Annotated in this window: 21 protein-coding genes, 2 tRNA genes and 2 pseudogenes; 13 read left to right on the top strand and 12 right to left on the bottom strand. The window is 70.5% G+C overall.

Going from position 1 to position 25,362, the window contains the following annotated elements; translation table 11 throughout:
* Positions 1 to 188 precede the first annotated feature (188 nt).
* From ACXN5W_RS20545 to ACXN5W_RS20520, 6 genes are all read right to left on the bottom strand, one after another.
* Positions 189 to 1,061, bottom strand: a complete 873-nt coding sequence (locus tag ACXN5W_RS20545; protein ID WP_473159980.1) for a lysophospholipid acyltransferase family protein — start codon at positions 1,059 to 1,061, stop codon at positions 189 to 191.
* A 314-nt stretch (positions 1,062 to 1,375) separates the two neighbouring features.
* Entirely contained in the window at positions 1,376 to 2,449 is a 1,074-nt protein-coding gene (locus ACXN5W_RS20540) for an NAD-dependent epimerase/dehydratase family protein (protein WP_473159954.1), read from the bottom strand.
* Between the two features lie 123 nt (positions 2,450 to 2,572).
* Complete coding sequence (locus ACXN5W_RS20535) at positions 2,573 to 2,674, bottom strand: 30S ribosomal protein bS22 (protein WP_007465623.1); 102 nt, start codon at positions 2,672 to 2,674, stop codon at positions 2,573 to 2,575.
* Positions 2,675 to 2,865: 191 nt separating this feature from the next.
* A complete protein-coding gene (locus tag ACXN5W_RS20530; protein WP_473159953.1) occupies positions 2,866 to 3,078 on the bottom strand; it encodes a helix-turn-helix domain-containing protein in 213 nt (70 codons plus the stop codon).
* 465 nt (positions 3,079 to 3,543) lie between these two features.
* Positions 3,544 to 5,274, bottom strand: a complete 1,731-nt coding sequence (locus tag ACXN5W_RS20525) for a hypothetical protein (RefSeq protein WP_473159952.1) — start codon at positions 5,272 to 5,274, stop codon at positions 3,544 to 3,546.
* A gap of 180 nt (positions 5,275 to 5,454) precedes the next feature.
* Positions 5,455 to 6,375, bottom strand: a complete 921-nt coding sequence (locus ACXN5W_RS20520; RefSeq protein WP_473159951.1) for a proline dehydrogenase family protein — start codon at positions 6,373 to 6,375, stop codon at positions 5,455 to 5,457.
* Between the two features lie 376 nt (positions 6,376 to 6,751).
* On the opposite strand from ACXN5W_RS20520, the gene ACXN5W_RS20515 reads away from it, so the two are divergent.
* A complete protein-coding gene (locus ACXN5W_RS20515; RefSeq protein WP_473159950.1) occupies positions 6,752 to 7,393 on the top strand; it encodes a CGNR zinc finger domain-containing protein in 642 nt (213 codons plus the stop codon).
* 207 nt (positions 7,394 to 7,600) lie between these two features.
* Here the strand turns inward: ACXN5W_RS20515 and ACXN5W_RS20510 are convergent, their stop codons facing one another.
* The 4 genes from ACXN5W_RS20510 to ACXN5W_RS20495 all read right to left on the bottom strand — a co-directional run bounded on the left by ACXN5W_RS20510 (position 7,601) and on the right by ACXN5W_RS20495 (position 10,476).
* Positions 7,601 to 8,407, bottom strand: coding sequence for a sugar phosphate isomerase/epimerase family protein (locus ACXN5W_RS20510; protein ID WP_473159949.1), 807 nt, complete (start codon positions 8,405 to 8,407; stop codon positions 7,601 to 7,603).
* Between the two features lie 244 nt (positions 8,408 to 8,651).
* A complete protein-coding gene (locus ACXN5W_RS20505) occupies positions 8,652 to 9,368 on the bottom strand; it encodes a DsbA family protein (protein ID WP_473159948.1) in 717 nt (238 codons plus the stop codon).
* The gene (locus tag ACXN5W_RS20500; RefSeq protein WP_473159947.1) at positions 9,361 to 9,879 is read right to left on the bottom strand and encodes a MauE/DoxX family redox-associated membrane protein; all 519 of its coding nucleotides are present in this window, start codon (positions 9,877 to 9,879) and stop codon (positions 9,361 to 9,363) included. The genes ACXN5W_RS20505 and ACXN5W_RS20500 overlap by 8 nt, the downstream gene beginning before the upstream one ends.
* Before the next feature lie 45 nt (positions 9,880 to 9,924).
* On the bottom strand, positions 9,925 to 10,476 hold the full coding sequence (locus ACXN5W_RS20495) for a sigma-70 family RNA polymerase sigma factor (protein WP_473159979.1): 552 nt from the start codon (positions 10,474 to 10,476) through the stop codon (positions 9,925 to 9,927).
* A 443-nt stretch (positions 10,477 to 10,919) separates the two neighbouring features.
* Here ACXN5W_RS20495 and ACXN5W_RS20490 point away from each other — a divergent pair, with 443 nt between their 5' ends.
* The gene (locus ACXN5W_RS20490; RefSeq protein ID WP_473159946.1) at positions 10,920 to 12,572 is read left to right on the top strand and encodes a copper resistance CopC/CopD family protein; all 1,653 of its coding nucleotides are present in this window, start codon (positions 10,920 to 10,922) and stop codon (positions 12,570 to 12,572) included.
* A gap of 14 nt (positions 12,573 to 12,586) precedes the next feature.
* Positions 12,587 to 13,348: a YcnI family copper-binding membrane protein gene (locus tag ACXN5W_RS20485; protein WP_473159945.1), complete on the top strand. Its 762-nt coding sequence runs from the start codon at positions 12,587 to 12,589 to the stop codon at positions 13,346 to 13,348.
* A 503-nt stretch (positions 13,349 to 13,851) separates the two neighbouring features.
* Here the strand turns inward: ACXN5W_RS20485 and ACXN5W_RS20480 are convergent.
* Positions 13,852 to 15,123 (bottom strand): annotated as a pseudogene (locus tag ACXN5W_RS20480) (glycosyltransferase 87 family protein); the annotation flags it as partial.
* Between the two features lie 67 nt (positions 15,124 to 15,190).
* On the opposite strand from ACXN5W_RS20480, the gene orn reads away from it, so the two are divergent.
* Together orn and ACXN5W_RS20470 are read left to right on the top strand one after the other, a co-directional pair.
* Complete coding sequence (gene orn, locus ACXN5W_RS20475) at positions 15,191 to 15,787, top strand: oligoribonuclease (protein ID WP_473159944.1); 597 nt, start codon at positions 15,191 to 15,193, stop codon at positions 15,785 to 15,787.
* A gap of 100 nt (positions 15,788 to 15,887) precedes the next feature.
* Positions 15,888 to 15,963 (top strand) — tRNA-His (locus ACXN5W_RS20470).
* A gap of 93 nt (positions 15,964 to 16,056) precedes the next feature.
* Here ACXN5W_RS20470 and ACXN5W_RS20465 read toward each other — a convergent pair.
* Positions 16,057 to 17,313, bottom strand: a complete 1,257-nt coding sequence (locus tag ACXN5W_RS20465) for a L,D-transpeptidase (protein ID WP_473159943.1) — start codon at positions 17,311 to 17,313, stop codon at positions 16,057 to 16,059.
* A 358-nt stretch (positions 17,314 to 17,671) separates the two neighbouring features.
* On the opposite strand from ACXN5W_RS20465, the gene ACXN5W_RS20460 reads away from it, so the two are divergent.
* From ACXN5W_RS20460 to ACXN5W_RS20425, 8 genes and pseudogenes are all read left to right on the top strand, one after another.
* Positions 17,672 to 17,747 (top strand) — tRNA-Lys (locus ACXN5W_RS20460).
* A gap of 602 nt (positions 17,748 to 18,349) precedes the next feature.
* Positions 18,350 to 20,749 (top strand): hypothetical protein, encoded by a 2,400-nt coding sequence (locus tag ACXN5W_RS20455; RefSeq protein ID WP_473159942.1) that lies wholly within the window; start codon positions 18,350 to 18,352, stop codon positions 20,747 to 20,749.
* A gap of 2 nt (positions 20,750 to 20,751) precedes the next feature.
* Complete coding sequence (locus ACXN5W_RS20450) at positions 20,752 to 21,198, top strand: hypothetical protein (RefSeq protein WP_473159941.1); 447 nt, start codon at positions 20,752 to 20,754, stop codon at positions 21,196 to 21,198.
* A gap of 245 nt (positions 21,199 to 21,443) precedes the next feature.
* Positions 21,444 to 23,029: pseudogene (locus ACXN5W_RS20445) on the top strand (IS1634 family transposase).
* A gap of 250 nt (positions 23,030 to 23,279) precedes the next feature.
* On the top strand, positions 23,280 to 23,579 hold the full coding sequence (locus tag ACXN5W_RS20440) for a transposase (protein WP_269678633.1): 300 nt from the start codon (positions 23,280 to 23,282) through the stop codon (positions 23,577 to 23,579).
* Entirely contained in the window at positions 23,576 to 24,262 is a 687-nt protein-coding gene (locus ACXN5W_RS20435; protein ID WP_473159940.1) for an IS3 family transposase, read from the top strand. The genes ACXN5W_RS20440 and ACXN5W_RS20435 overlap by 4 nt, the downstream gene beginning before the upstream one ends.
* 32 nt (positions 24,263 to 24,294) lie before the next feature.
* On the top strand, positions 24,295 to 24,594 hold the full coding sequence (locus ACXN5W_RS20430) for a transposase (protein ID WP_269678633.1): 300 nt from the start codon (positions 24,295 to 24,297) through the stop codon (positions 24,592 to 24,594).
* Positions 24,591 to 25,362 (top strand): IS3 family transposase (locus tag ACXN5W_RS20425; protein ID WP_473159939.1); only part of this gene is annotated, 772 nt, incomplete at its 3' end. The genes ACXN5W_RS20430 and ACXN5W_RS20425, both read left to right, overlap by 4 nt.

The raw sequence follows: 25,362 nt of genomic DNA, 5'->3' as shown, positions 1-25,362 counted from the left end.
GCGACGACCACGGGAAGTTGGCTCCGCCGCAGCCCGCGGACTCGGGCCGCTGACAACCGCGCTCTCCCGGTTCTGACCCGGCTCGGGCCATGGACCCCACTCGGACCATGGGCCCGACTCGGGTCGACCCGGCTCAGACGTCGGGTCGGACCGGTCGGACCCGACTCGGGCCTCAGACCCTGGCCCGGTCAGGGGCCGAACGGATCGGGACGGCGTTGCAGCAACTCCAGCAGGGTCTGCTGGATGGTCTCCCGGACCTGATCGGCGAGGTTGAACACGACCAGCGGGTCATCGGCCTGGTCGGTCAGGTGCTCGGTCGGGATGGGCTCGCAGAACTGGATCAGCCACTTGCTGGGCAACGGGATGACGCCGAGCGGGCCGAGCCACGGGAAGGTCGGCGTGACCGGGAAGTACGGCAGCTTGAGCAGTCGGGCCAGCGGCTTGACGTCGGCCAGCATCGGATACGTCTCCTCGGCCCCGACGATGGCCACCGGGACGATCGGCGTGCCGGTACGGAGCGCCGCCGAGACAAAGCCGCCCCGGCCGAACCGCTGCAACCGGTACCGCTCGGCGTAGAGCTTGCCGATCCCCTTGAATCCCTCGGGGAAGACGCCGACCAGCTCCCCCCGGTTGAGCAGCCGTTCGGCATCCGGGTTGCAGGCCACCGTGCCGCCGGACTTGCGGGCCAGTTCGGAAACCACAGGCATCCGGAAGACCAGGTCCGCGCCGAGCAGCCGCAGGTGCCGCCGCGCCGGGTGCCGATCGTGTACGACGGCGGACAGGATCAGCGCGTCCAACGCCACGGTCCCGGAGTGGTTGCCCACCAGCAGGGCCGGTCCGGTGGCCGGCAGGTTCTCGACTCCGGTGATCCGGGTCCGGAACCAGTCCCGGTAGAGGAGTCGCAGCACCGGGTGGAAGAGCTGGTCGGTCAGCTCCGGGTCGAACCCGAACTCGTCCACCTCGTACTGCCCGGAGAGTCGGCGGCGCAGGAAGGCCAGCCCCCGGGCGACCCGCCGGTCCCACACCTCACCCGGCTGGTCGGCCACCGCCGGCGAACCCACCGCCGCGCCGTTCAGCGGCGATCCGCTGGCCGCGATGCCGTTCCGCGACGAGCCACCCACCGCCGTGCCGTTCCGCGACGAGCCGCCCGCCGCCGTACCGTTCCGCGACGAGCCGCCCGCCGCCGTGCCGTTCCGCGAGGGTCCGGCCAGTCCAGCCGGCGGCTCGGGACGGTGACCGTTGCTCCGCTCCGACGGACCGGCGCCGGAGCCGCCGTCAGCCGACGGGACGCTGCCGGAGTCGGCGTCAGCCGACGGGACGCTGCCGCAGTCGGCGTCACCTGTCGACACCGCGTCCCGGTGGTCATCACGTTCGCTCATGACGACCGCCGAGCGGACGCGCGGACCTGCCGGACGCCGTCCAGGATCGCCTGCTCGGCCGCGGCGAGCCGGTTACCGTGCACCAGCGCGCCGTCGAGGTGGGCCCGGATGAAGTCGTCGAAGGCCGCCGCAGTGGTCCGGGGGGTGTAGCCGAACTCGCTGATCAGCCGGGTGGTGTCCACCACCCGGCCGTGGACGATCAGGTCGACCTGGTCCAGGCCGTAACGGTCGAATCCGAGGGTACGGGCCACCCCGGCGGCCCCGGACAGCCCCGGTTCGGGCACCGGCAGGGGGATCCGGCCGGCCCGGCGGATGGCCTGGGACAGTGCCAGCACACCGGCGCCGGCCACGTTGAAGGTGCCCTGGTGATCCTCGACGACCGACCGGTGCAGCACCTCCAGCGCGTCGTCGATGTGCAGAAACTGGAGGCGGGGATCCCGGCCGAGCACGGTCGGCACGACCGGCCGGGAGAAGTACCGGGTCAGGGTGGTGTCGGCGGCCGACCCGATGAACGGGGCGAACCGCAGCACCGTGGCGGTCACCTCGGACCGCCGCCGCCGGAAGCCCCGGACGTACCCCTCGATATCCAGGATGTCCCGGGCGAAACCGCCCCGCGGTACCTCGCGGGGCTCGGTTTCCTCGGTGAACACGGCCGGATCCCGGAACGACGCGCCGTACGCGGCGGTCGACGACCGGATCACGAGCTTGCGCAGCATCGGCGCTCGCTGGCACGCCGCGAGCAGCTGCATCGTCCCGATGACGTTCTGTTCCTTCATCGCCGCCCGGCCACCCTGCTGCTTGTCGGGTGCCGTGACCAGCGCAAGGTGTACGACGGCCTCCGCGTGCAGGTCGGCGACAACCGTGGGCACCGAACCGGCGTCCGCGCGGATCCGCTCGACGCCGTCGAGCAGCGGCGCCAGCTCGAGTGGCGGGTCCTGCGGGTCGAGCCCGACCACGTGCCCCACCGCCGGGTCGGCGGCCAGCCGCGCGGCGACGTTGGCGCCGAGGTAGCGGCTGACCCCGGTCACCACGACGACCCCCGGCACACCGAAGGTGTGGCCGAGGGTCATGGCGTGCTTCCCGCCGGCGTGGACCGGTCGAGACCGGGCTGCCGGGAGCTGATCACCGCGTTCCTCCGAAGGTCGACGAAGGGCCGGCGCTTCCGTTGGCCGGGCCGGGGCCCGGCCAACGGGTCACTTGCCGAGACGGCGACGCTGGACGCGGGTCTTGCGCAGCAGCTTGCGGTGCTTCTTCTTAGCCATGCGCTTGCGGCGCTTCTTGACCACCGAGCCCATACGACAGCCCTTCTGATGCAACGTGCGGGTCGGCCCGGGAACCACAATCGGGTAACCCGGGAACCGAGCTGGACAACGGACCGGACCCGGCTGGTGGCATAGCACACCGGAATGGGGTCACGGTCGCGGTCCAGGGTAACCGCCGGTTCCGATCAAGGCCAACGCGGCCCCGGGGAGAAGGCGTCCGGACGCTACGCGCTCTCCTGGAACGCTCCCCGCAGATACTCGTGTACGACGTGTTCCGGCACCCGGAACGACCGCCCGACCCGGACCGCGGTCAGCTCACCCGAGTGCACCAGTCGGTAGACCGTCATCTTGGACACCCGCATGAGCGACGCCACCTCGGCGACCGTCAGGAACCTGACCTCCGACAACCGACCGTCGGACTGTGGTGATCCCGCCATGGCTCACCAACCCATCCCATCCCCGGCGCGGGCCACCTGATGACGACCGTGTCCGTCACGGCGGGCAACGCGCGTGTTACCAGTACGGTAGCGGGACGGCTGTTACCGGCGCGATGCCTTCGGGCCTTTGATCATGAAAGTTTCGCACTGACCGGTCTGTGACTCAGGTGACTCGGGAGACGTCCGGCGCCCTTCGACGGGCGCCCGGTGGTCACGGCGGCGCCACCGTGACCACCGGACGGGTGCCCCGGTTCGCTTCCGGACGCGGACCGGGGCTCCGCGCTGGGAGCGACGTTCACTATCCCAGGCTCGCCGCCGGCTGGCGCGGTCGGTCGGCAACCTTTTCGGCCGGATCATCGACCTGTACCACACCGTGACCCTCGTCCCACCGGACCGGGTCGGCCGCGCCGGTGGATCGGCCGGTCGCGCCGGTGGATCGACCGGCCGGTCGCGCCGGTGGGTGGATCAGCCGGCCAGGTCGCGCAGGTACGTCACACAGTCCGCGGCAAGCGGCTCCCACGCTCCCCCGAACGCCAGCCGGGACGCCTGATCCGACGTCTTCCCCTCCTGCACCACGGCGCGGAAGAACTCGAAGGTGGCGGCCCGGCCGAACCGTTCTATCAACTGGTGGACCGCGAGATAGCTACCCCCGTAACCGGCCACCACCCGCCAGTCGGGGGTGTCGTCGCCCGGCCGCAGGTCAGCCAGCCGACCGGTCCAGCCGTCCCGGACGAGCCGCCGGACCGCGCCGAGATCCGGGGACCGGCTCGGCTGCCGGCCGTTGGCGGCGGCCTGCTCGGCCAGCCCTTCCACCAGCCACCAGTTCTCCGGACCGACCCGGTTCCGGTCGGACAGCGAGGCGACGTGTGTCATCTCGTGCCGCAGCAACGGATCGAGGGCCGCGTGGTTGCCGGTCAGGTCGTCGGCGTTCAACACCACGTCGTGGTGCCCACCGCCGACCGGGGTGGCGTAACCGCCGGTCCACTTCGGCAGGTCGCCGCCGTACCAGCTGCGCCACTCGGCCGGACCCGCGTAGTAGACGACGTACCGGCCCGGCGGTACCCCGGTCACGGCGTACCGGTCGGCCACCACCGCCGCCCGCTCCGCCCGGTCCAGCAGATCCGGCAGCCGCCCCCGCAGGGCCGGGGTGGTGGCCACGGTCACCCGCCGGCCGGCGACCGCCACCAGATCGCTGACCTGCCAAGGCCGGGGGCCGTTGACATCCGCGCCCGACGGTTCGATGGACAGCAGTCGCGGCGCACGCCCGTCGTCCGCCCAGTGGGTGGCCACCACCAACGGGCTCGGCGCGCAGGCGGCCGTCTCGAAGCAGTACTGGTAGGTCACCAGGAACCGCCACTCACCCGGCCGGTCCGCGACGGGCGTCGGCCGGGCCCCCACCTCGGTCCGCCAGACCCGCACGTGCAGCGCCCGGAGTGCGGCGTACTGGTGCTTGAGCGTCGCCACCGCCGTCCCGGCTGGATCACCCACGGCGAGGAAGCCCGCCTGGTCGCCGGCGAGCAACGCGGCGGACTGCCGGTCGAGCTGCTCCGCGACCCGATCCCGCAGCCAGGCGCCGGTGACCGTGGACGGGTCACCGGCGCGCGGGCTGGGCGCCGGTCCGCGCGCCGGACCACCCTGCCGGTCGACGAGGGTCGCCGCCAGCACGCCGAGCGGGGTCAGGCAGAGCAGGAGTACGCCGACCAGCCCGAGCGCCAGCCACAGCGGCCACCGGCTACGACGCACCGGCCCACCCGGTGGATCCTCCGGCGCACGCCCGACACCGCCCGGCTGCCCCGGCTGCCCCGGCTGCCCCGGCTGCCCCGGCTGTTCCGGTTGCCCCGGCTGTTCCGGCTGATCCGGCTGATCCGGTCCGACACTGACCGGGTGGACCGGCAGAGTCGACTCGGCGCTGTTCGGGCGGATCGGGTTCGCCGGGTCGGCACCTGACGGATTGACCGGATGATCGGCGCTGGCCGGCGACCCGGACGCGGACACCACCGGCGCGGTCGGCACATCGCCACCGGCCGGCGGCCCGGACGCGGGCGCCACCGGCGCGGTCGGCACATCAACACCGGCCGGCGACCCGGACGCGGGCGCCACCGGCGCGGTCGGCACCGGCGCGGTCGGCACCGGTGCCGGCACTCCGGCCGGCGAGCCGGTCGGGGTCTCTGCGGGCTGCGGTGTCCGGTCGGTCACGGGCGGAGACTACGGCCCTGTCCGAGATACGCCAACCGCCCGTCCGGCAGACCTGGACAGCGGGCGGAGATCATCTCATTGTCGGCGAAACAGGGGTGTCCCACCCGGCCGGATACCCCTATTTCGCCGAACTCGTGTTGATCTCTGCACCCGGGGTGGCAATCCCCGGTGACCTCCGCGCTACTTCCTCGATGCGAGCGCGCGGGCGAAGAAGGCGACGTTGGCGGGCCGCTCCGCGAGCCGGCGCATCAGGTAGCCGTACCACTGGTCGCCGTACGGGACGTACACCCGCACGGTGTGACCCTCGCCGGCCAGCCGGGTCTGCTCATCGGGTCGGATGCCGTAGAGCATCTGGAACTCGAACGAGTCCGGGGTCCGGTCGAACCAGCGGGCCCGGTCCTGGCCGATCGCGATCAGCCGGGGATCGTGGGTGGCGAGCATCGGGTATCCCTCGCCGGCCATCAGTACGTTCATGCACCGGATGTACGACTTGTCCACGTCCACGCCCGACTGGTACGCCACCGACTCCGGCTCCTTGTACGCCCCCTTGCACAGCCGCACCCGGGACCCCGCGCCAGCCAACTCGCGGCAGTCGGACTCGGTCCGCCGCAGGTACGCCTGGAGGACGGCGCCCGTATCCGGGTGGTCGACCCGCAGCTTGGCCAGGATGTCCAGCGTCGAGTCGGTGGTGGTGTGATCCTCCATGTCCAGCGTGACCGTGGTACCGGCGTCGGCGGCGGCGGCGCAGATCGCCCGCGCGTTCTCGTACGCCAGCTTCTCGTCGAAGGCCTGGCCGACGGCCGAAAGCTTCACGCTGACCTCGGCCGACCCGGTCAGGCCGGCGGCCCGCAACCCGGCCAGCAGTTCGAGGTACGCCTCCCGGACGGCGACGGCCTGCTCCGCCGTGACGGTGTCCTCGCCGAGATGGTCGAGGGTGACGTTGAGCCCGACGGCGACGAGTTCGCGGGTGGCGCGGAGCGCGTCGTCCGAGGTGGTGCCGGCGACGAACCGGCCAACGACGTCCCGGGTGTACGGGGCCGTCGCGACGAGCCGCTCGACCCGGGATGACCGGGACGCGGCGAGAATTACCGATCGGAGCATGGCCCGAGCCTAACTCCCGACCCGACGACCGGTCCTGGGCACCGGACCGCCCCGCCGCCCGGACCGCTCCGGCGGGCGCGGCTGTCCACCAGCGTGGTGGTACGGGAAGCCCGGCCGTTAATACCGGACCGCTCCGGCCCGGCCGTGCACGCCCAGTTGGCCCCGCCCAGGGTGCCGCCGGCCGCTTCCGGACGGGCCACCAACACTCCCGACGGGCTGCCAACACTCCCGGACGCGCCGCCGACGCTTCCGGACGCACCGCCGATGCTCCCGGACGGACCGCCGGAATTCCCTGGCGCCCATCGACGAACACGGGGGGTTCCCGTCACGCTACGGGGACACACCGCAACCGCCGTGAGTCGTCTACGGTTGTCGGGTGGACTTCGACGCGTACGCCCGGACCGGGGTTGATCTGGTCAACGCCCGGCTGGACGACCTCGACGGCCTGCGGGCCGTGTTCGGCGACGAGAACCTCTGGATGCGGGACGAGGTCGCCGAGCGGGATCTGGCGATTTTCCGGCGGGCGCAGAAGCGCCTGCGTGACGTCTTCGAGCTGGGCACGACCGGCCGGGACGCCGAAGCGGTGACCGAGTTGAACTCGCTGCTGGAGACCTTCCCGGTCCAGCCGCGCATCTCGGGTCACGATGACGAACGGGACTGGCACATGCACGTCACGAGCCGGGGGGCCTCGGTCAGCGCCGAGTTCATCGCCGGTGCGGTGTGGGGGCTGTCGGTCTGGCTCTGCGAGTTCGGCGGCTCCCGGTTCGGGGTCTGCGCGGACGACAGGTGCGGCAACGTGTATCTGGACACCTCGTCGAACTGCTGCCGGCGCTTCTGCTCGGAGCGCTGCGCGACCCGGTCGCATGTGGCAGCGCACCGGGCTCGCAAGCGGGCCGCCGTCGGCGCGCAGGCCGGTGGCACCGTGGGCGTGCAGGCCGGCGCGACCGTGGGCGCGCAGGCCAGCGCCGCGGAGCGGGTTCCGGCAGCCGTGCCGGCCCCGCTGGCACCGGTCGGCTGACGCCGCCCGCCAGTCAACCGCGGCCCGAATCCCGACCCGCGGCGATCACCCGTGTCCGGAGCCCGGACCCGACCCGCGACAGCCGACGGACCAGGCTCGACGTCGTGACCACCGCGGGCCCCGAAGCCCCGCCCGCGACGATCAGCCGCGTCCAGAAGCCTTGGCCCGCGGCGGTCAGCCGCGTCCAGAAGCCTTGGCCCGCGACGGTCAGCTGCGGACCGGGCTCGGCGCGGTGAGGTGTTGGCGGGCGAACTCCAGGGAGGCCCGCAGATCCGCCTCGCGCTGGGCCCGGCTCCGGGCGCCCCGGGTGGCGACCTCGACGGCCACCGCACCGGCGAAGCCCCGGCCGGCGAGGGAGGCGAGCAGTTCGGCGCAGGGCTGGTTGCCTCGCCCCGGCACGAGGTGCTCGTCGCGCCCCTCCCCCGTGCCGTCCCCGAGGTGTACGTGAGCCAGGCCTGCGCCCATCCGGTCGGCCATCTCGAGCGAGTCCTGGTGGGCGGCGGCGCAGTGTGACAGGTCAAGGGTGTACGCCGAGTAGCCGGCCTCCGTCGGGTCCCAGCCCGGAAGGTAGGGAACGAAGCTCCGCCCCGCCATCCGGACCGGATACATGTTCTCCACGGCGAAGCTCAGGTCAGGGTGCGCACCTTCCAGCCGGGTCAACCCGTCGGCGAAGGTACGCGCGTAGTCACGCTGCCAGGTGAACGGCGGATGCACCACCACCGTGGGCGCCGACAGGCTCTCGGCCAGCCCGGCCGCGCGGCGGAGCCGCTCCCACGGATCGGAACTCCACACCCGCTGGGTCACCAGCAGGCACGGCGCGTGGACCGACAGCACGGGCACCCCGTAGTGCTCGGCCAGGCCTCGCAGGGCTCCGGCGTCCTGGCTGACCGCGTCGGTCCAGACCATCACCTCGACGCCGTCGTAGCCGAGCCGGGCGGCCAGCTCGAACGCCGCCGCGGTCGGCTCCGGGAAGACCGAGGAGCTGGACAGCAGGACCGGGACGCGGGAAGTCACGTCCTCAGCGTAGCCCCGTTCCGCTCACCCCACCCGCGCCAGCCGCCCCGCCACCCGAGTGCCAACCTGCCCGCCCAGAGCGAGCCGCCCGGAGCAGGGTTGGGCCGGGCGACCCGCGTCGGGACCAGACCTGACCGCCCAGAGCGGGCCACCCAGCGAAGGGTTGGGGCCGGGCGACCCGCGTCGGGATCAAGCCTGACCGCCCAGAGCGGGTCGTCCGGCCCCCAACCCCAACCCCACACCCTTACTTCGCGGCCGCCTGCACGGCGGCGGTGATGTTGTCCGGGGTCGGTGTGTCGATCTTGGTGCCGTTCACCAGCACCGTGGGCGTGCCGTTCACCCCAGACTTGGTGGCCGCCTCGGTGGTGCTCTGGGTCCAACCCTTGAACCGCTGGTCCCGTACGCAGCTGGCGAAGTCCCCGCCGCTGATCCCGGCCTGGGTGCCGATGTCCACGAGCTGGTCGTTGGTCAGCCCGGCGCTGCCCTCGGCCGGTTGCTGCGCGAACAGCGCCTTCGCGTAGTCCCGGAACTTGCCGGTCGGCGCCGCGCAGCCGGCCGCGGCGGCCGACCGGGTCGAGTAGTTGGTGGAGGAGAACCGGTCCAGGATGGCGATCGGGTGGTACTGCACCTTCACCTTGTTGTCAGCCACCAACTGGTCGATGGTGGCCCCGGACTGCTGCTCGAACTGCTTGCAGACCGGGCACTGGAAGTCCTCGTAGATGTCGATGGTCACCGGGCCGGAGCCGAGCGCCACCGCGGTGCCGTCGGCCACGGTGCCGGACGGCGCGGTGGTGTCGGTCGGCCGCTGGCTCGCCCAGACGCCGTACCCGATCAGGCCGGCGATCACCAGGACCGCCACGGCGGCGATGGAGGTCCACAGGGTGCGCTTCCGGCGTCGCTCCCGGGCCAGTTGCTCGCGGACCACCCGGGCCGAACTCTTCTGGTCCTTGCGACTACTCATCGATCTCCTCCGTACCGGTGTCGTGCGCCAGCCAACCGTCCACCGACACCGCGGTACGCGGCCAGATCAGCAGGAAGCCGGCGAGGATGACGAACCCGATGTCCCGCAGGATCTCCGGTCCGTATGTCGGGTGCTGGCCCGCACCGAGCTGCCCGCCGCTGCCGAAGCAGCCGCAGTCGATGGACAGGCCACGGGACCACGCCGAGGCGATGCCGGCGATGAAGACCGCCAGCAGCGCCGTGGCCACCCCGGCGGCGAGCCGGGTGGCCAGGCCGACCAGCAGCAGCACCCCGAGGGCGAGTTCCACGAACGGCAGCGCCGCGCCGATCACGGTGGCGACGTCGTACGGCAGCAGGCGGTACGCGTTGACGGCGCGGCCGGAGGCGGCCAGGTCACCGACCTTGCTGGCGCCGGCGACGAGCCAGACGGCGGCGAGTCCCAGCCGGACCAGGGTGCCCAGCCAGGGACGGACCACCGGCCAGCGGGCGGGGGGAGCGGTCGAGGCAGTCACGGTGGTTAGTCGTTCCGATCGGGGTGCGGGTTCCGGTTCATGAGGTCAGTTCGCCATCGCCTGGCCGACGGCGTCCACCAGGTCGGCGCGGGCCCGGGCCACCCGGGACCGGATGGTGCCCACGGGTACCCCCTCGACCTCGGCGGCCTCGGCGTAGGACAGGCCGAGCACCTGGGTGAGCACGAACGCCTCCCGCCGGTCGGGCGGGAGGCGCCGGAGCAGGTCGGCGGCGCCGAGTTGGCCGGCCGGGTCGGGGTGCGGTGTCTGGGTGCGGGCCTGCGCGGTCAGCCGGGCGTCCAACCGGCGCCGGCGGACGACCGTGCGCAGGTGGTCGGCGCAGGCCCGGCGGGCGATCCCGAGCAGCCAGGTGCGCGCGCTGGACCGGCCGGCGAAACTCGGCAGCGCCCGGAACGCCCGCAGGTAGGTCTCCTGGGTCAGGTCGTCGGCGCTGCCGGGGTCGACCAGCGCGGCGGCGAACCGCCAGACCTCCACCTGGGTGGCCCGGACGAAGGCCGCCTGGGCGGCCGGGTCACCGGCGCGGGCGGCCAGCGCCCAGCCGGTCACCGCGTCCGGGCCGGGTGGCGTCCCGGCGGCCAGCGCCGGGTCCGGGTCGTGGGCGCTGTCGGGTTCGTCGGCGGGGATCACGTCAACAGAGGGTACGCGGGCCACCTGGCCGAAGCTGGACCGTTCGGCCCTTGTCGTCCGGTTCCCGGCCGGAACCCGCCGCTCATCCGGGTTCGGGCTGCCGACGAACCGACCGATGGCCCGGGTTCGGGACGGCGCCGGCTTCCGATGGTCGGGGTTCGGGGTGGCGGTGGCGTCGGCCTCCGGTGGATCGGCCGGTTGCCGGTTCGGCGGGCGCCGGTCGCGGTGGCCGGGAACTTTCCGGCCGGCACCGCCGACTACCGGTGCGTGACCACAGCCTCTGGGCGGAGCGGCGCCGCCGGCGCGGTGTCCGGCGCCGCCAGGGCCGGGCGGGTCCGGTCGGTGCGCCAGGGGTGGCCTCCCGCGGTTCGCCGACCCGAGCGTGATCAGCGAACATGTCCGGCATGACCCCTGCGAAGCATTCCCGGGCGGCGCGGGTCGCCGCGGCCGTCGGTCTACTGGTGACGGCGCTGCTGGCGCTGCTCGGGCCGGCGTCGCCGGCCAGCGCGCACGCCGTCCTGGTCAGCAGCAGCCCGTCGAACGGCGCCGTCGTCGCCAGCGCCCCGAGCGAGGTGGTGCTCACCTTCAGCGAGAGCGTGCGGCGGGTGCCGGACCGGGTCCGGGTGATCGGGCCGGACGGCAGCCGGGTGGACCGGGGCGAGCCCACCGTGTCCGGCGGTGTGCTGACCATCAAGGTCGACCCGTCCGGGCCCAACGGCACCTACCTGGTGACCTACCGGGTGATCTCGGCCGACACCCACCCGGTGGCGGGCGGCTACACGTACTCGGTGGGGGCACCCTCGACGCCGCCCGTCGACAGCCAGGGCACCAGCCGGGTCGACCCGGTGGTGTCCACCGCCGTCAAGGTCGCCAAGTACGTCGGGTACGCGGGTCTGGCGCTGCTGATCGGTTCGCTCCTGGTGGTGTCCCTGCTGTGGCCGCGCCGGCTGTCCCGGCGCGGGCCGGCCCGGGTGGCGTACACCGGTGTCGGGTTGGTGGCGCTGGCCACCGTGGCCGGGCTGTGGCTCCAGGTGCCGTACAGCGCGGGCGGTGGGCTGTTCGACGTGCGCGCGAGCCAGCTCGGCGACGTCCTGGGCAGCACCTTCGGGGCGGCGCTGCTGGTCCGGTTGGGCGTACTGGTGGCGGCCCTGATCCTGCTGCGGCCGGTGCTGTCCGGTCAGGCCGGCCGGACCGATCTGGTCCTGCTGGGCGTCCTCGCGGTCGCCGGGTTGGGCACCTGGGCGGTCGCCGGTCACCCGGCGGCCTCCCCGGTGCCGGTGGTCTCGGTGGTGATGGACGTGGTTCACCTGGCCAGCATGTCGGTGTGGCTGGGCGGCCTGGTGATGCTGGCCGGGTTCCTGCTGCCCCGGGCCACCGACGAGGAGCTGGGGGCGATCCTGCCCATCTGGTCCCGGTGGGCCGCGCTCGCGGTCACCGCGCTGGTGCTGGCCGGGACGGTCCAGGCGTTGATCGAGGTCGGCACCCCGGCGGCGCTGGTCGACACCGGGTACGGCCGGCTGCTGCTCGTCAAGATCGGACTGCTCGGGCTGGTGCTCGGGGTGGCCGCCTTCTCCCGGCGGGCCGTGCGGCGCCAGGTGGCGACCGGACTGCGCCGGTTGGTCTGGCTGGAGATCGCCGTGCTGGCCGTGGTGCTGGCCCTCTCGGCCACCCTGGTGCAGCAGACCCCGGCCCGCACGGCGGCCGGTGGCGGCACCCCGGGCGCGCCGACGTACTACTCGGCCAACCTGACCAGCTCGCTCTACTCGTTGCAGGTGGAGATCGAACCGGCCCGGACCGGAAACAACACGCTGCACCTGTACGCGTACACCCCGGGCAACCAGCCGCTACGGGTTCTGGAGTGGAAGGCGACGGCGGCCCTGCCCGAACGCGGGGTGGATCCGATCAGCATCCCGCTGCTGCCGATCACCGACAACCACGCTTCCGGAGAGATCAGCACGCCCACGGCCGGCTCCTGGCAGTTGCGCTTCACGCTGCGGATCTCCGAGATCGACCAGGCATCGGTGACCGCCACCGTGCCGATCCGCTAGAAAGGACCTTCTCAATGTCCCGATACCGGCGTCGCGGCCTGGTGGCCGCCGTCCTCACCGTCGGCACCGCCGCACTCGGCGTGCTCGGCCTGGCCGCACCGGCCGCCGCGCACGTCACGGTCAACCCGAACGAGGCGGTCCAGGGCGGGTACGCCCGGGTCGCGTTCCGGGTGCCGAACGAGAGCGACAAGGCCTCCACCACCAAGGTGCAGGTGACGCTGCCGGAGAACGCGCCGGTCGGTTCGGTCTCCACGATGCCGGTGGCCGGCTGGACCGTGCTGGTGGAGAAGCGAAAGCTCGACAAGCCGGTGGAGCTGCACGGTAGCCAGGTCACCGAGGCGCCCGCGACGATCACCTGGACCGCCACCGGGGACGCCGCCGTCAAGCCCGGTCAGTTCCAGGAGTTCCCGGTCTCCCTGGGGCCGCTGCCGCAGGCCGACAAAATGGTCTTCAAGGTGCTCCAGACGTACTCGGACGGGACCGTGGCACGGTGGATCGAGGAGCCACAGGCCGGCGCCGACGAGCCGGAGGACCCGGCCCCGGTGCTGACCCTGACCGCCGCGTCGGCCGAACCCACCGACGGCCCGGCGTCGGGCGCGCCGGTGACCTCCGCCGGTACGACGACCGCGTCCGACGCATCCGACGCCGACGGCGCTGACGACGGCGCCGGGACGGCGCTGGGCTTCGGGGTGGCCGGCCTGGTGGTGGGTCTGGCCGGGCTGATCCTCGGCGGGCTGGCCTTCCTGCGCACCCGCCGTTCGGCCCCCCCAGCCTGACCCACCATTCGGCCCTCCCAGCCTGACCCGGCCGGTGTGGCCCCCCTGCCTGACTCGGCCGGCCGACCGCCCCTGCCTGACTCGGCCGCCCCTGCCTGGCTCGGCCGGCCGGCCGGTCGGCCTGGCCCGCCGTCCGGCCCTCCCAGCCTGGCCCGCCGGTCGGGTCCAGCCAGCCACCGAGATCTTGGAATTCTGCTACCCCGCCGGGGGTAAGAGAACTCCAAGATCTCGGATAGGAACAGGATCTCGGATAGGAACGAGATTTACCGGGGGTGGTCGGCGCGCAGGAACCCGGCGTCCCGGTCGGCCCCGGTGTCACGGTCGGCCCCGGTGTCACGGTCGGCCCCGGCGCTCGGCTCGGTCTCATCACCTGGTTCGGCCAGAACACCCGGCTCGGCCCTGCCTTCCGGCTCGTCCGCGGTGGCCGGCTCGTCCGCGGTGGCCGGGGTGGTCGCGGTGGCCGGGGTGGTCGCGGTGGCGGCGATGGCCGCGGTGGCCGGGGTTGGTCGACGGCGGGCCGGCAGCACCGCGATCAGCAGCAGCGCCAGCACCACGTACAGGTTGCGCAGCAGGAAGGCCGCGGGATCGTCGGTGCGGTCCAGCCGGATGCCCCAGTCGTGGAAGGACACCACCCCGTAGACGCTGCCGGCGTACACGAGCAGGGCGAAGACCAGCCACCCGCGACGCCGGCGGCGCGGCGCGGACGTCGGCCCGTCCGGACCGGCGGTCCGCCCGTCCCGTTGGCCGAGCCCGGCGTCGACCAGCACCACGACGGCCGGGATGAACCAGTAGACGTGGTGCGTCCAGGTGATCGGGCTGGCCAGCGCCCCGACCAGCCCGGTGAGGGTGAGCCCGGTCAGTTCGTCGCCGGCGCGGGCGGCGCGGGCGGCCCGCCACAGCCCGAGCGCGGCGATCACGAGGACCAGGGCCAGCCAGAGTGGCCGGTCGGGGCGGTCCGGCACGGTCAACCGCCACAGCAGCCCGTACAGCGACTGGTTGCCCGTGTAGTCCGGCCGGCTGCCGACCCGGTCGGCGTTCCACAGCTCGTGGGTCCAGAACCGCCACGAGTCGCCCGGGGTGACCGCCGCGACCAGCAGCGTGACTCCGGCCGCCGTGGCGCTGGCGGTGGCCGCCGCCCGCCACCGCCGGGTGGCCAGCAGGTAGACGATGAAGATGCCCGGGTAGAGCTTGAGGGCCGTCGCCAGCCCGATCCCCACGCCGGCCCAGCGCGAATGCCGGGGTACGACGATCAGCAGGTCGGCCAGGATGAGCACCACGAGCAGCATGTTGATCTGGCCGAAGGTGATCGTTTCACGGGTGCTCTCGACGGCGAACACCAGCGGGACCGCGATGCCGGCGGCCAGCCAGCGGGACCAGCCGCGCCGGTCGGCGATCGGCGCCACCAGCCACCAGGTGGTCAGCACGACGGCGGCGACGGTGAGGATCGTGAAGATCACAATGGTGATCCCCAGCGCGTGACCGCCCGGTACGGCGGCGAACGGCCGCAGCAGCAGCGCGGTCAGGGGCGGATAGGTGAAGTAGAGGTGTCCCTGGAGGAAGTCCGGCTGCGCGTAGTCGTAGAGCGGGTGCCCGTCCGCCCACCAGCGCATGGCGCTGATGTAGATCTTGAGGTCGTAGAAGCTGTGCGGCGTGCCGAGCAGGTACAGCAGGGGGACCGCGAGGAAGAGCGCGACGGTGGCGATGAGGCCCCCGGTGCGTGCGCCGCCCCTACCGACCTGGGGACGGGGCGGGGATGCGGCGGGTTCGGCGGGCACGGAGAAACCCTAGCGGGCGGCACCGGCCGCCGTGCCGAGGCGCGTACCGTCTGGCGGCGCGTACGCTGTGTCGGTGGCTGATCTCCTTGTCTGGGTCGACTGTGAGATGACCGGCCTCGACCTCGGGACGGACAAACTGATCGAGGTCGCGGCACTGGTCACCGACCGGGATCTCAACGTGCTGGGCGACGGCGTGGACGTGGTGATCCACGCGGATGAGCACGCGCTCGGCGCCATGCCCGAGATCGTGCGGACTATGCACGAGAAGTCCGGGCTCACCGAGGAGGCGCGGCGCTCGACCGTCACCCTCGAAGAGGCCGAGGACATGGTGCTGGAGTACGTGACCAGCCACGTGAAGGATCCGCGCACGGCCCCGCTGTGCGGGAACTCGATCGCCACCGACCGGGGCTTCCTGGCCCGGGACATGCGGCGACTCGACGCGCACCTGCACTACCGCATGATCGACGTCTCGTCGATAAAGGAGTTGTGCCGCCGTTGGTACCCCCGGGTGTACTTCGGGCAGCCGGCCAAGGGACTCGCGCACCGGGCCCTGGCGGACATCCGGGAGAGCATCCGGGAACTGGAGTACTACCGCCGGACGATCTTCGTACCCCTGCCGGGGCCGGACGTCAGCAGCGCCAAGGCGATCGCCGCGGAACTCTGAGCCGGCGACGCCGTCGGGGGAACCCGCTCGACGCGGCGGCGGGGGATACGGCTATCATTCGTACGTCCCGTCCGGCGCTGCCGCGCGGCGCGGCGACATGGTGGCTGTAGCTCAGTTGGCAGAGCACCGGGTTGTGGTCCCGGGTGTCGTGGGTTCAAATCCCATCAGTCACCCCATCAGTGGATTTTCTCCACTACCACTCAGGCCCCCTCCGTCGGAGGGGGCCTGAGTGCTGTAGGGGCCATGTCGGGGGCGGTCGTCCGCTCCCGTTACTCGCCCGGCGCCGTGCTGGTGGTCTGCCCCGGCTGGTACGGGATCGCGCTGCCCTTGACGTAGTCGTCCCAGTCGAGGTTCCAGTCGGTCCAGCCGTTGCCGTTCTGCAACTGACGCTCGGTGCCCTTCACGGTGATCGGGTCGCCGATCCGGGTCTGGCCGAACAGCCAGCCGCCGTCGGCCATCGAGACGTTCACGCAACCGTGTGACACGTTGACCGAGCCCTGCTTGCCCTCCGACCAGGGCGCGGCGTGGATGAACTCCCCGCCGTACGTGATCCGCTGGGCGAAGTCGATGTCGGTGCGGTAGCCGTCATCCGGACCCAGCTCGGTGGTGGTGTCGAAGACGGTGTGCCGGAACTTCTCCATCACCAGCATGGTGCCGCTGGACGACGGGGTGCTCTTCTTGCCGAGGCTCACCAGGATGGTCTTGATCGCCTTGCCGTCCTTGGTGACCGTCATCCGCTTGGTCCTGTTGTCGACGGTCATCACGAACGACGGGCCGACCTTGGCGTCGATGGTCAGGTCCGACTTGCCGTACCAGCCGGCGCCCATCGGCAGGCCACCCACCTGGATCTTGTACTCCAGCCGGGTGTTGGCCTTCCAGAACTCCCTGGGCCGGAAGTGCACCTCGGTCGGGCTGATCCACCGCCAGGCGCCCTCCTGGGCCGGCGTGGTCCGCACCGTCATCCGGCGCTGCACGTCGGCCCGGACGTTCTCCGGGATGGCCCGACCGAACTTCACGATCAGCGGCATGCCGACGCCGACGACCTGGTTGTCGCCGATGAAGCTGGTCACCCGTACCTGGTTGGCCGGCTTGGCCATCGTGGTGAAGCTGCTGGTCGCCGTCGCGACCTTGCCGTCGTCGCCGGTCGCGCTCACCGTCGCCGTGTACGCGGTGCCGTACTGCAACGCGCCGTCCGGCAGCCAACTCTTGCCGTCGGCGCTCAGCGCGCCCTCAACGGCCTTGCCGGCGGCGTCCTTCAGCTCGACCGTGCTCTTGGTGGCGTCCTTGGCCTCGAAGGCGATCGCGGTGGCGGCCGGAACATCCTTCGCGTCCGTCGCCGGTGCGCTGATCGTCACGCTGGCCTTGGGCTTCGAATCGCCGACCTGGCCACCGCCCTGCCACGACGGGCCGCCGCCCTTGTCCGAACAGCCGGCGGTCAACGCCAATATCGTGGCGAGGATCACCGCTGCCAGCGCCCGCGATCGTGTCGCCCCCACCCATCGGATCCGGTCCCCGGTCACTCGCATTGATCCCCTCACAGTCCTGGTCCCCGGCGTCCATCGTGCCCCACAGACGCGCGAGCGGCCCTCCCGGATCCGAGCGGTGAGCGGAGCCACGCCGCAAAAGCGACTATCGCGGAGAATATTCAACATAATTCACCTGCTTGGAGAGGCCGTCGGATGGCCGGGTAGGCGGAGTGGCCCGTACCGGTGGCACGTTGGACCCGTCGACGGCCCGGCAGTCGCCGTTGATGCTCGGGGTGAGTCGTCCCGGATGGGCTGTTTGGGCCGGTCCGGGACCGGTCCCGGAGGTGGCGACCCGGCTCGTCGATCTGGTTGGAAACCGCTCCCGACGGCGTGCTAGGGTTTCCCCCGTTGTCAGCGAGCGCCGCTAGCTCAACTGGCAGAGCAGCGGACTCTTAATCCGCGGGTTCGGGGTTCGAGTCCCTGGCGGCGCACCAACGAGCAAGGCCCTGATCTGGCAGTTCTCTGCCGGTCGGGGCCTTTTTCGTGTTTCGGCGGCGGCCCGGTGCTTCGGTGGGTGCTCGGGAGCCGTTGGACCGATCTGGCCAGCGGCGGACTGGTGTCGCCTTGGTGGACGTCGCATCGGGTCGTCCTCGCTGGCGATCGTTCATGGAACGGGTGATCGTCGCCTGGCCGGCGAGCGGCGATGTCAGGAGCCCTGAAGACTGGCATAAGAGCGGCGACCTGTCCAATGTTCCTGCCAATTGTGTCCTCAACCTTCTCGGTCGATCTCGCGTCCAGCTGAGGTCGTTGACAATAACGATCATGGTTGCGAATGGCTGGTGCTACAGATGTTCGAACCTTTTGCGGTGAGTCGCCAATGTGTTTTAGTCTCACCTTGGCTCGCTGACCTGCTATTTAGAACACCAGTACAAAGAGTCCCGATAACTCGTCATTGAATGTGTTTGGTGTGAGGTGGTGGTTGCGATATGTTGTGCGGCTCGCTGCTGGGTCGGTTGTAGGCCCACTCCATCCGTTGTTGTCAGGCACGAGGCAAACGCGGCGACTGTCCACGGCCAGCAGACTTGAAGGGATCTTCGTGGTCGCCGAACACTCTCCGCAACGTGTCCTGCTCACCTGGGGTGACATCGCCGTCGCAGCAGCGGGTCTTGAGCCCGACACGCGGGATCTACTCCTGGAACTGATCCGAGCGAAGAACCCGGATGCGACGACGAGCGTCACCACCGCAGACGGGCCCTGGTACGTCAGAAGCGTGCACGTGCGCGGTCACATCGGAGTTGGCGAGGAAGCCGTCGACCTAGATCTGAGTCCGACCGCAGGCCTCACCGTCGTCACTGCCCGCAACAGCACGGGGAAGACGAGTATCGCTGACGGCGTCCGGCACACTCTCAGTGGCGGAACTAAGCGGTCTTATCAAGTACTAGCGAGAAATGTTCATTATCCAGATCGCGACATCGTTGTCACGCTCAGTAACGGACGTCGAGAAATAGAGATTGTTTGCGGGGCGGACGAAGTCGTCCGATGGCGGGACGTTGGCGGTGGCCTCAGCACGCCACCCAGCGAATGGACGGAGGCATTCGAACGGTACATGCCGGTGCTGCTGTATCCGGAGATGTCCCAGGTTATTCAGGATCCGAGCAATCTCCATGCGTTCCTGAAAGATGCGCTAGAGCTGACCGCGCTGGAAGAACTGCAAGCCATTCTCAAGGCTGATCGGGAGAAGGGTACGGCCGCTCGGCGAGCGGTGGAGGCCGCGCACGCGAGCGCGCTGAACGGCATCGTCAAGGTCGGTCAGGCGGAACTGGCCATGATGTTGCGTGACTACGGAGCGTTCCCGGATGATGAGACGAAGGCACGAATCGTTGCGCTAGCCGAGACCCTGCCGGCGACGGCGCCACCGCCACTTGGTTTGCCCGACAACTGGGCTGTGGATGACGGGCTTCGAGACCGGGCGGTCGGGGCCCTCGTCCGGCTAAGTGACGCCGGCCGTACGGATGCGGCCGGGGCGAGCACCCTCCTCGGCGTGCTCCAGAGGGCCCTCGTCACTGGCGATGCGCGTCTAGACGACCTCCGTCATCGGGATGTGTGTCCGGTATGCCAGACAGCGGGGCATGAGTGGGTTCGCCTAGCCACCGAAGAAGCCGACCGGCTGAGGACGGCCACCCGGGGCCTCCGTGCCGCGACCACTGCGGCAGAAGGGGCGCTGCGGGACCTCGGCGGATGTTTTCCGGCCATGTTGACGGACTCCCTGCGCCGGACGCTTAGCGAGATGGAAGATCCGGCTACCGAACTCCGGATAAGGCAGTGGGACCGGCTCGTTCGCATGGCCACCGAATTCGCCACTGTCACGCCGTCCGTGGCGTCGCTGACGGATGCGCTGGACGAGAGCGCTGACTTGGCCGCCTGGTACGGGAAGGTTCGAGACGGACTTCTCGCCCGGCGTGACGACGTCATCTCCGCCCAAGCTACGGTCCGTGCGCACATTGGGGCGTGGATGGACGTCCATGCCCGAGAACGGCCGGCGCTGATGCGGCTTGCTGTGGCCGAGCGGTTGGACCGGAGGGTCGATCGATGGATCCGGACCGCGCGTGAGGACATTTTCGCGCCTATTGGGAAGGAGGTGATGGAGTTGTGGTCGGTGCTCAACCCCGACGCGGACCTCAAACTGACCGGCATCGCGCTGACCGGCGGTACGAAGCTCCGGCGGAGCGTGTCATTGGACCTTGCTGACGGTGATGTTGCGCTGCCGACCGGCAAGAACAGCTCCGCGGTCTTGAGCACCGGACAACGCAACGCGCTCTCACTGGCCACGTACCTGCCCCGGGCTACGCAGTCGGAGAGCCCGTTCGGATTCCTCATGCTTGACGACCCGATCCACGCGTTCGATACCTGGCGTGTGCGGTATCTGGCCCAGCACCTGATCACCCTTGCCGAGCGCTTCCAGGTCGTTGTGTTCACCCACGACGACCGTCTTTGGCGCGAGCTTCGCGGCTTGGGCGCCATGCCGACGCACATCCGGATGGACCGACATGGTGATGGCCGGCCGCAGGTCCGGGTGAGACATGTGGCCAGCCCTGGAATCCAGCGACTAGACGAAATCCAGCGGATCCTCGGCGCGGAGAAGGAGTCGCCCATCGGAACTCCGGAGGCCGTCACTGCGATGACCTTGACCATGTGCCGTCAGGCCGTGGACGCCGAAGTAGTCGCTCAGATCGAGATGCTGGGGCGACGAATCGGTTCGCCGGAGGCCACAGTCGTCGCCGAACTACGGAAGGCGCGAAAGACTCTCGATCAGCTGGCGCTGCTCAACAACTACGCCCGTCGCGCCGGCCTACAGGTCATCGACATCAGCAGCTTTGCGCCGACAGTGCATGCGCTCAACGGCGCCGCGCATGGCCGCGCCCCGGACGGAGAACCCCAGCTTTGGGTGCGCCAAACCCGGAAGATCATCAAAGCCGTCCAAAAGATCGGTAGCTGAAAATGGCCACCTACCCGGACGTGCAGATAACGGATCTCCAAGCCGCTTATCAGGGGTGGCCTGGGAGCAGAGCCGAGAAAGCGCCGCTGGCAGCGCTGGTGCTCCGTGTCCGCATCGAACGCGCAGCGGCCAAGCTGCCCCGGAGCGTGATAGCCGTGAAGCCAGACATATCCATGATCGAACGGCGGCTATACCTCAGCATCGGCGAGCCCGGGCTGTCGCCCGGAGCCCAGGTCAGACGCATGCGGGTGATTGCGGGAGCGCTGGAGGCATACGGGGCGATCTGCGAGATTCTTCACGGCCGCAATCCGGATCCAGTGCCGTCCCGCGAGGATCTTGACTCGTGGACGTCGGCGGTCGACGCGCTTGAGGAGAACCTCTACCCAGGTCTCGCAGACGTCGCCGCCGCGCGCGACTTGCCGCTGTTAATCGCCACTACAGGGACCTAAACCGACGGCGACGGATGGCAGCGGGCGGCGTCCGCTGCTATCCGTCAGGGCGGTGAGACCTCCCTTGACGGCAGGGACATCATGAGGGCCCATCGTGGGGGTTCAGGGCGCTGCTGCATGCCTCCACCCTGTTGTGAAACCCGACTTGGCTCACGGTTTGCTGATTTTGGGGTCTGTGGGGCTGTGACCTGGGGTGTTGCGTCGGGAGGCACGCACTAAACGGGTCGGGTTCTATCGTGTCGGCTGTGGCGTACGTGCGGACGGTGAAGACGGCGTCCGGGGCGCGGGCGGTGCAGATCGTGCACTCCCAGCGTCGGGGATCGCGGGATATCGAGCACATCGGGTCCGCGCACACCGACGCGGACCTGGAACTACTCGAGGCGGTGGCCCGGCAGCGGCTGTCCGCGGGGCAGGGCGAGTTGGACCTGCGCCTGCCAGACAGCCCGGCCAACGGGGGCTGCCCGTTGCCGATCACGTCCACTCGTGCCGGGCATCTGTTGGACGCGTTGGGTCGTGGGTACGACGCCTTGGGGTTTGCTGTGGCGGCCGAGCAGGACGCTGTGTTCAAGGCGTTGGTCCTGGCCAGGATCATCGAGCCGACCAGCAAACTCGACTCCGTGCGGGTGTTGGACGAGGCCGGCGCGTGGGCGCCGTCGTACGCGACGATCAAGCGGCGGCTGCGGCTGTATGCCACGGGCGGCAAGGCTTCCGCCGCTGGCGAGAGGACCGAGGGCGTATCGGTCGCCGACGACGCTGAGCCGACCTGTGATCCGGCCGGTGGTCCATGGCGGGCAAGGCTGGCACGCGCCTGCGCTGCGCACGTCAGGTTAGGGCCGGCGACGTTCCTGCTCTACGACGTCACCACGCTGTACTTCGAGACCGACGAAGGCGACGGGTTCCGCGAGCCCGGCTTCAGCAAGGAGCGGCGTCTCGAACCGCAGATCACCGTCGGACTGCTCACCGGCGGGTCGGGGTTCCCGCTGATGGTCCACGCGTTCGAGGGCAACCGGGCCGAGACCACCACCATGCTGCCGGTCCTACGGGCCTTCCTCGACGCACACCGCCTGTCCGACGTCACCGTCATCGCCGACGCAGGGATGGTGTCCGAGGCGAACAAACGCGCGATCGAACAAGCTGGACTGTCATTCATCCTCGGCGCCCGCGTCCCCGACGTGCCCTACGTCGTCCAGACCTGGCGCGACGCCCACCCCGACACAGGGTCCCCGACGGGCACGTATTCATCCAACCCTGGCCCGCCGGCCCCGGTGACAAACGCCGCGACCACACCATCTTCTACCAGTACCGCGCTGACCGGGCCCGACGCACCCTACGCGGTATCGACACCCAGGTCGCCAAGGCCGAGAACGCCGTCGCCGGCAAAACAGCGGTCAAGCGGAACCGGTACGTGCGCCTGACCGGCGCGACCAAAAGCATCAACCGGAGCCTGGAAGCCAAAAACCGTTCCCTGGCCGGGATCAAGGGCTACATCACCAACCTCCCGAACCCCGACCCACCACAGGTCATCAGCGCCTACAGCCGACTGCTCCAGGTCGAGAAGTCCTTCCGGATGAGCAAGACCGATCTGGCCGCCCGGCCGATCTACCACCACACCCGCGAATCGATCGAAGCCCACCTGACCATCGTGTTCGCAGCCCTGGCCGTGTCCCGCTGGATCGAAACCACCACCGGCTGGACCATCAAACGCTTCGTCACCACCACCCGCCGCTACCGAACGATCACCATCCAGGCCGGCGACCACAGCATCACCGCAGCCGACCCCCTACCCGCCGAACTCCAAACCGCACTCAACCTCATCCACGGCACGCACTAAATGAGCCAAGTCGGGTCATACGACGACCATCCGTAATGCTGCTGAGATCCGCTCGGTTGGGCGCGCCAGCGAGCGTAGCCTCGGTGGCGCGGGCCGTGTCTTTCCCTTCGCGGGTTCGGCGGTGCCGATAGTCCCTAGCCGCATGGGCTCGGTCGGTGGGATGATCCATGCCTGGGTCGTTAGCTCAACTGGCAGAGCATTTGCCCTTCCCCTCGTAGCGTGGAGGCCAGAGCTTGAGGGATAGAGGTTCATGGCTGAGACGAGACGGCAGTTCGATCCGGAGTTCCGGGCGGGCGCGGTGCGCATCGTGCGGGAGACGGGTAAGTCGATCGCTCAGGTCGCCCGCGATCTGGGGATCAACAGCGGGACCCTGGCGAACTGGGTGAAGAGGGACCGCGAGGCTCGCGGTGAGGCTGCTGCGGGGCAGTTGGCCGAGGACGAGCGGGCGGAGTTGGCCCGGTTGCGGCGGGAAAACGCCGAGCTGGCGATGGAGCGTGATGTCCTCAAGCGATCCGTGGTCCTGTGGGTCAAAGAGGCGACGGGCCGGTGAGCGTGGCCGCCTTCATCGCTTCCCAGAGGACCGAGCATTCCGTGCCGCACGCGGTGACCTGCCGGGCGTTGGGGGTGTCCGAGTCGTGGTTCTACAAGTGGCGGGACCGGACGCCCACTCGCCGCGATGACCGGCGTATCCGATTGTCGGCTGCGGTCCAGAAGGTGTTCGACGACTCGGGCGGCACCTACGGCAGCCCTCGCATCGGCGTCGAGCTGCGCGAGTCCGGCTGGCAGGTCTCGGACAACACGATCGCGCAGCTCATGGCCGACGCCGGCCTGACCGCCCGCGCCAGGCGCCGCCGCCGGAACCTGACCCGCCAGGGCACACGTCCGGCCGCGCCGGACCTGGTCAAACGCAGGTTCACCGCGCCCGCGCCGGATGTCGCCTGGTGCGGCGACATGACCGAGATCCGCACCGACGAGGGCAAGCTCTACCTGGCCACCGTCATCGACCTGTACTCCCGTCGCATCCTCGGCTACGCGATGGGCGCCCACCACGACGCCGGGCTGGTCGTCGCCGCGCTGAACATGGCCGCCGTCACCCGAGGCGGCAACGTCGACGGGGTGATCTTCCACAGCGACAGAGGCAGCGAGTACACCTCGGCCGACTTCGCCCGAGCCTGCAACCGGTGGAAGGTACGCCAGTCCATGGGGCGGGTCGGGTTGCCCTTCCCCTCGTAGCGTGGAGGCCAGAGCTTGAGGGATAGAGGTTCATGGCTGAGACGAGACGGCAGTTCGATCCGGAGTTCCGGGCGGGCGCGGTGCGCATCGTGCGGGAGACGGGTAAGTCGATCGCTCAGGTCGCCCGCGATCTGGGGATCAACAGCGGGACCCTGGCGAACTGGGTGAAGAGGGACCGCGAGGCTCGCGGTGAGGCTGCTGCGGGGCAGTTGGCCGAGGACGAGCGGGCGGAGTTGGCCCGGTTGCGGCGGGAAAACGCCGAGCTGGCGATGGAGCGTGATGTCCTCAAGCGATCCGTGGTCCTGTGGGTCAAAGAGGCGACGGGCCGGTGAGCGTGGCCGCCTTCATCGCTTCCCAGAGGACCGAGCATTCCGTGCCGCACGCGGTGACCTGCCGGGCGTTGGGGGTGTCCGAGTCGTGGTTCTACAAGTGGCGGGACCGGACGCCCACTCGCCGCGATGACCGGCGTATCCGATTGTCGGCTGCGGTCCAGAAGGTGTTCGACGACTCGGGCGGCACCTACGGCAGCCCTCGCATCGGCGTCGAGCTGCGCGAGTCCGGCTGGCAGGTCTCGGACAACACGATCGCGCAGCTCATGGCCGACGCCGGCCTGACCGCCCGCGCCAGGCGCCGCCGCCGGAACCTGACCCGCCAGGGCACACGTCCGGCCGCGCCGGACCTGGTCAAACGCAGGTTCACCGCGCCCGCGCCGGATGTCGCCTGGTGCGGCGACATGACCGAGATCCGCACCGACGAGGGCAAGCTCTACCTGGCCACCGTCATCGACCTGTACTCCCGTCGCATCCTCGGCTACGCGATGGGCGCCCACCACGACGCCGGGCTGGTCGTCGCCGCGCTGAACATGGCCGCCGTCACCCGAGGCGGCAACGTCGACGGGGTGATCTTCCACAGCGACAGAGGCAGCGAGTACACCTCGGCCGACTTCGCCCGAGCCTGCAACCGGTGGAAGGTACGCCAGTCCATGGGGCGGGTCGGGTCGTGCTTCGACAACGCCGTCGCCGAGGCCACCTTCTCCACCATCAAGGTCGAGTACGTCCACCGCCGCCACTTCCGCACCCGCACCGAAGCCCGCCTGAGGA

This window comes from Plantactinospora sp. A48, assembly GCF_055793945.1.
Note: the sequence above shows the minus strand (reverse complement) of the source record. Positions and strands in the feature narration are given on the sequence as shown.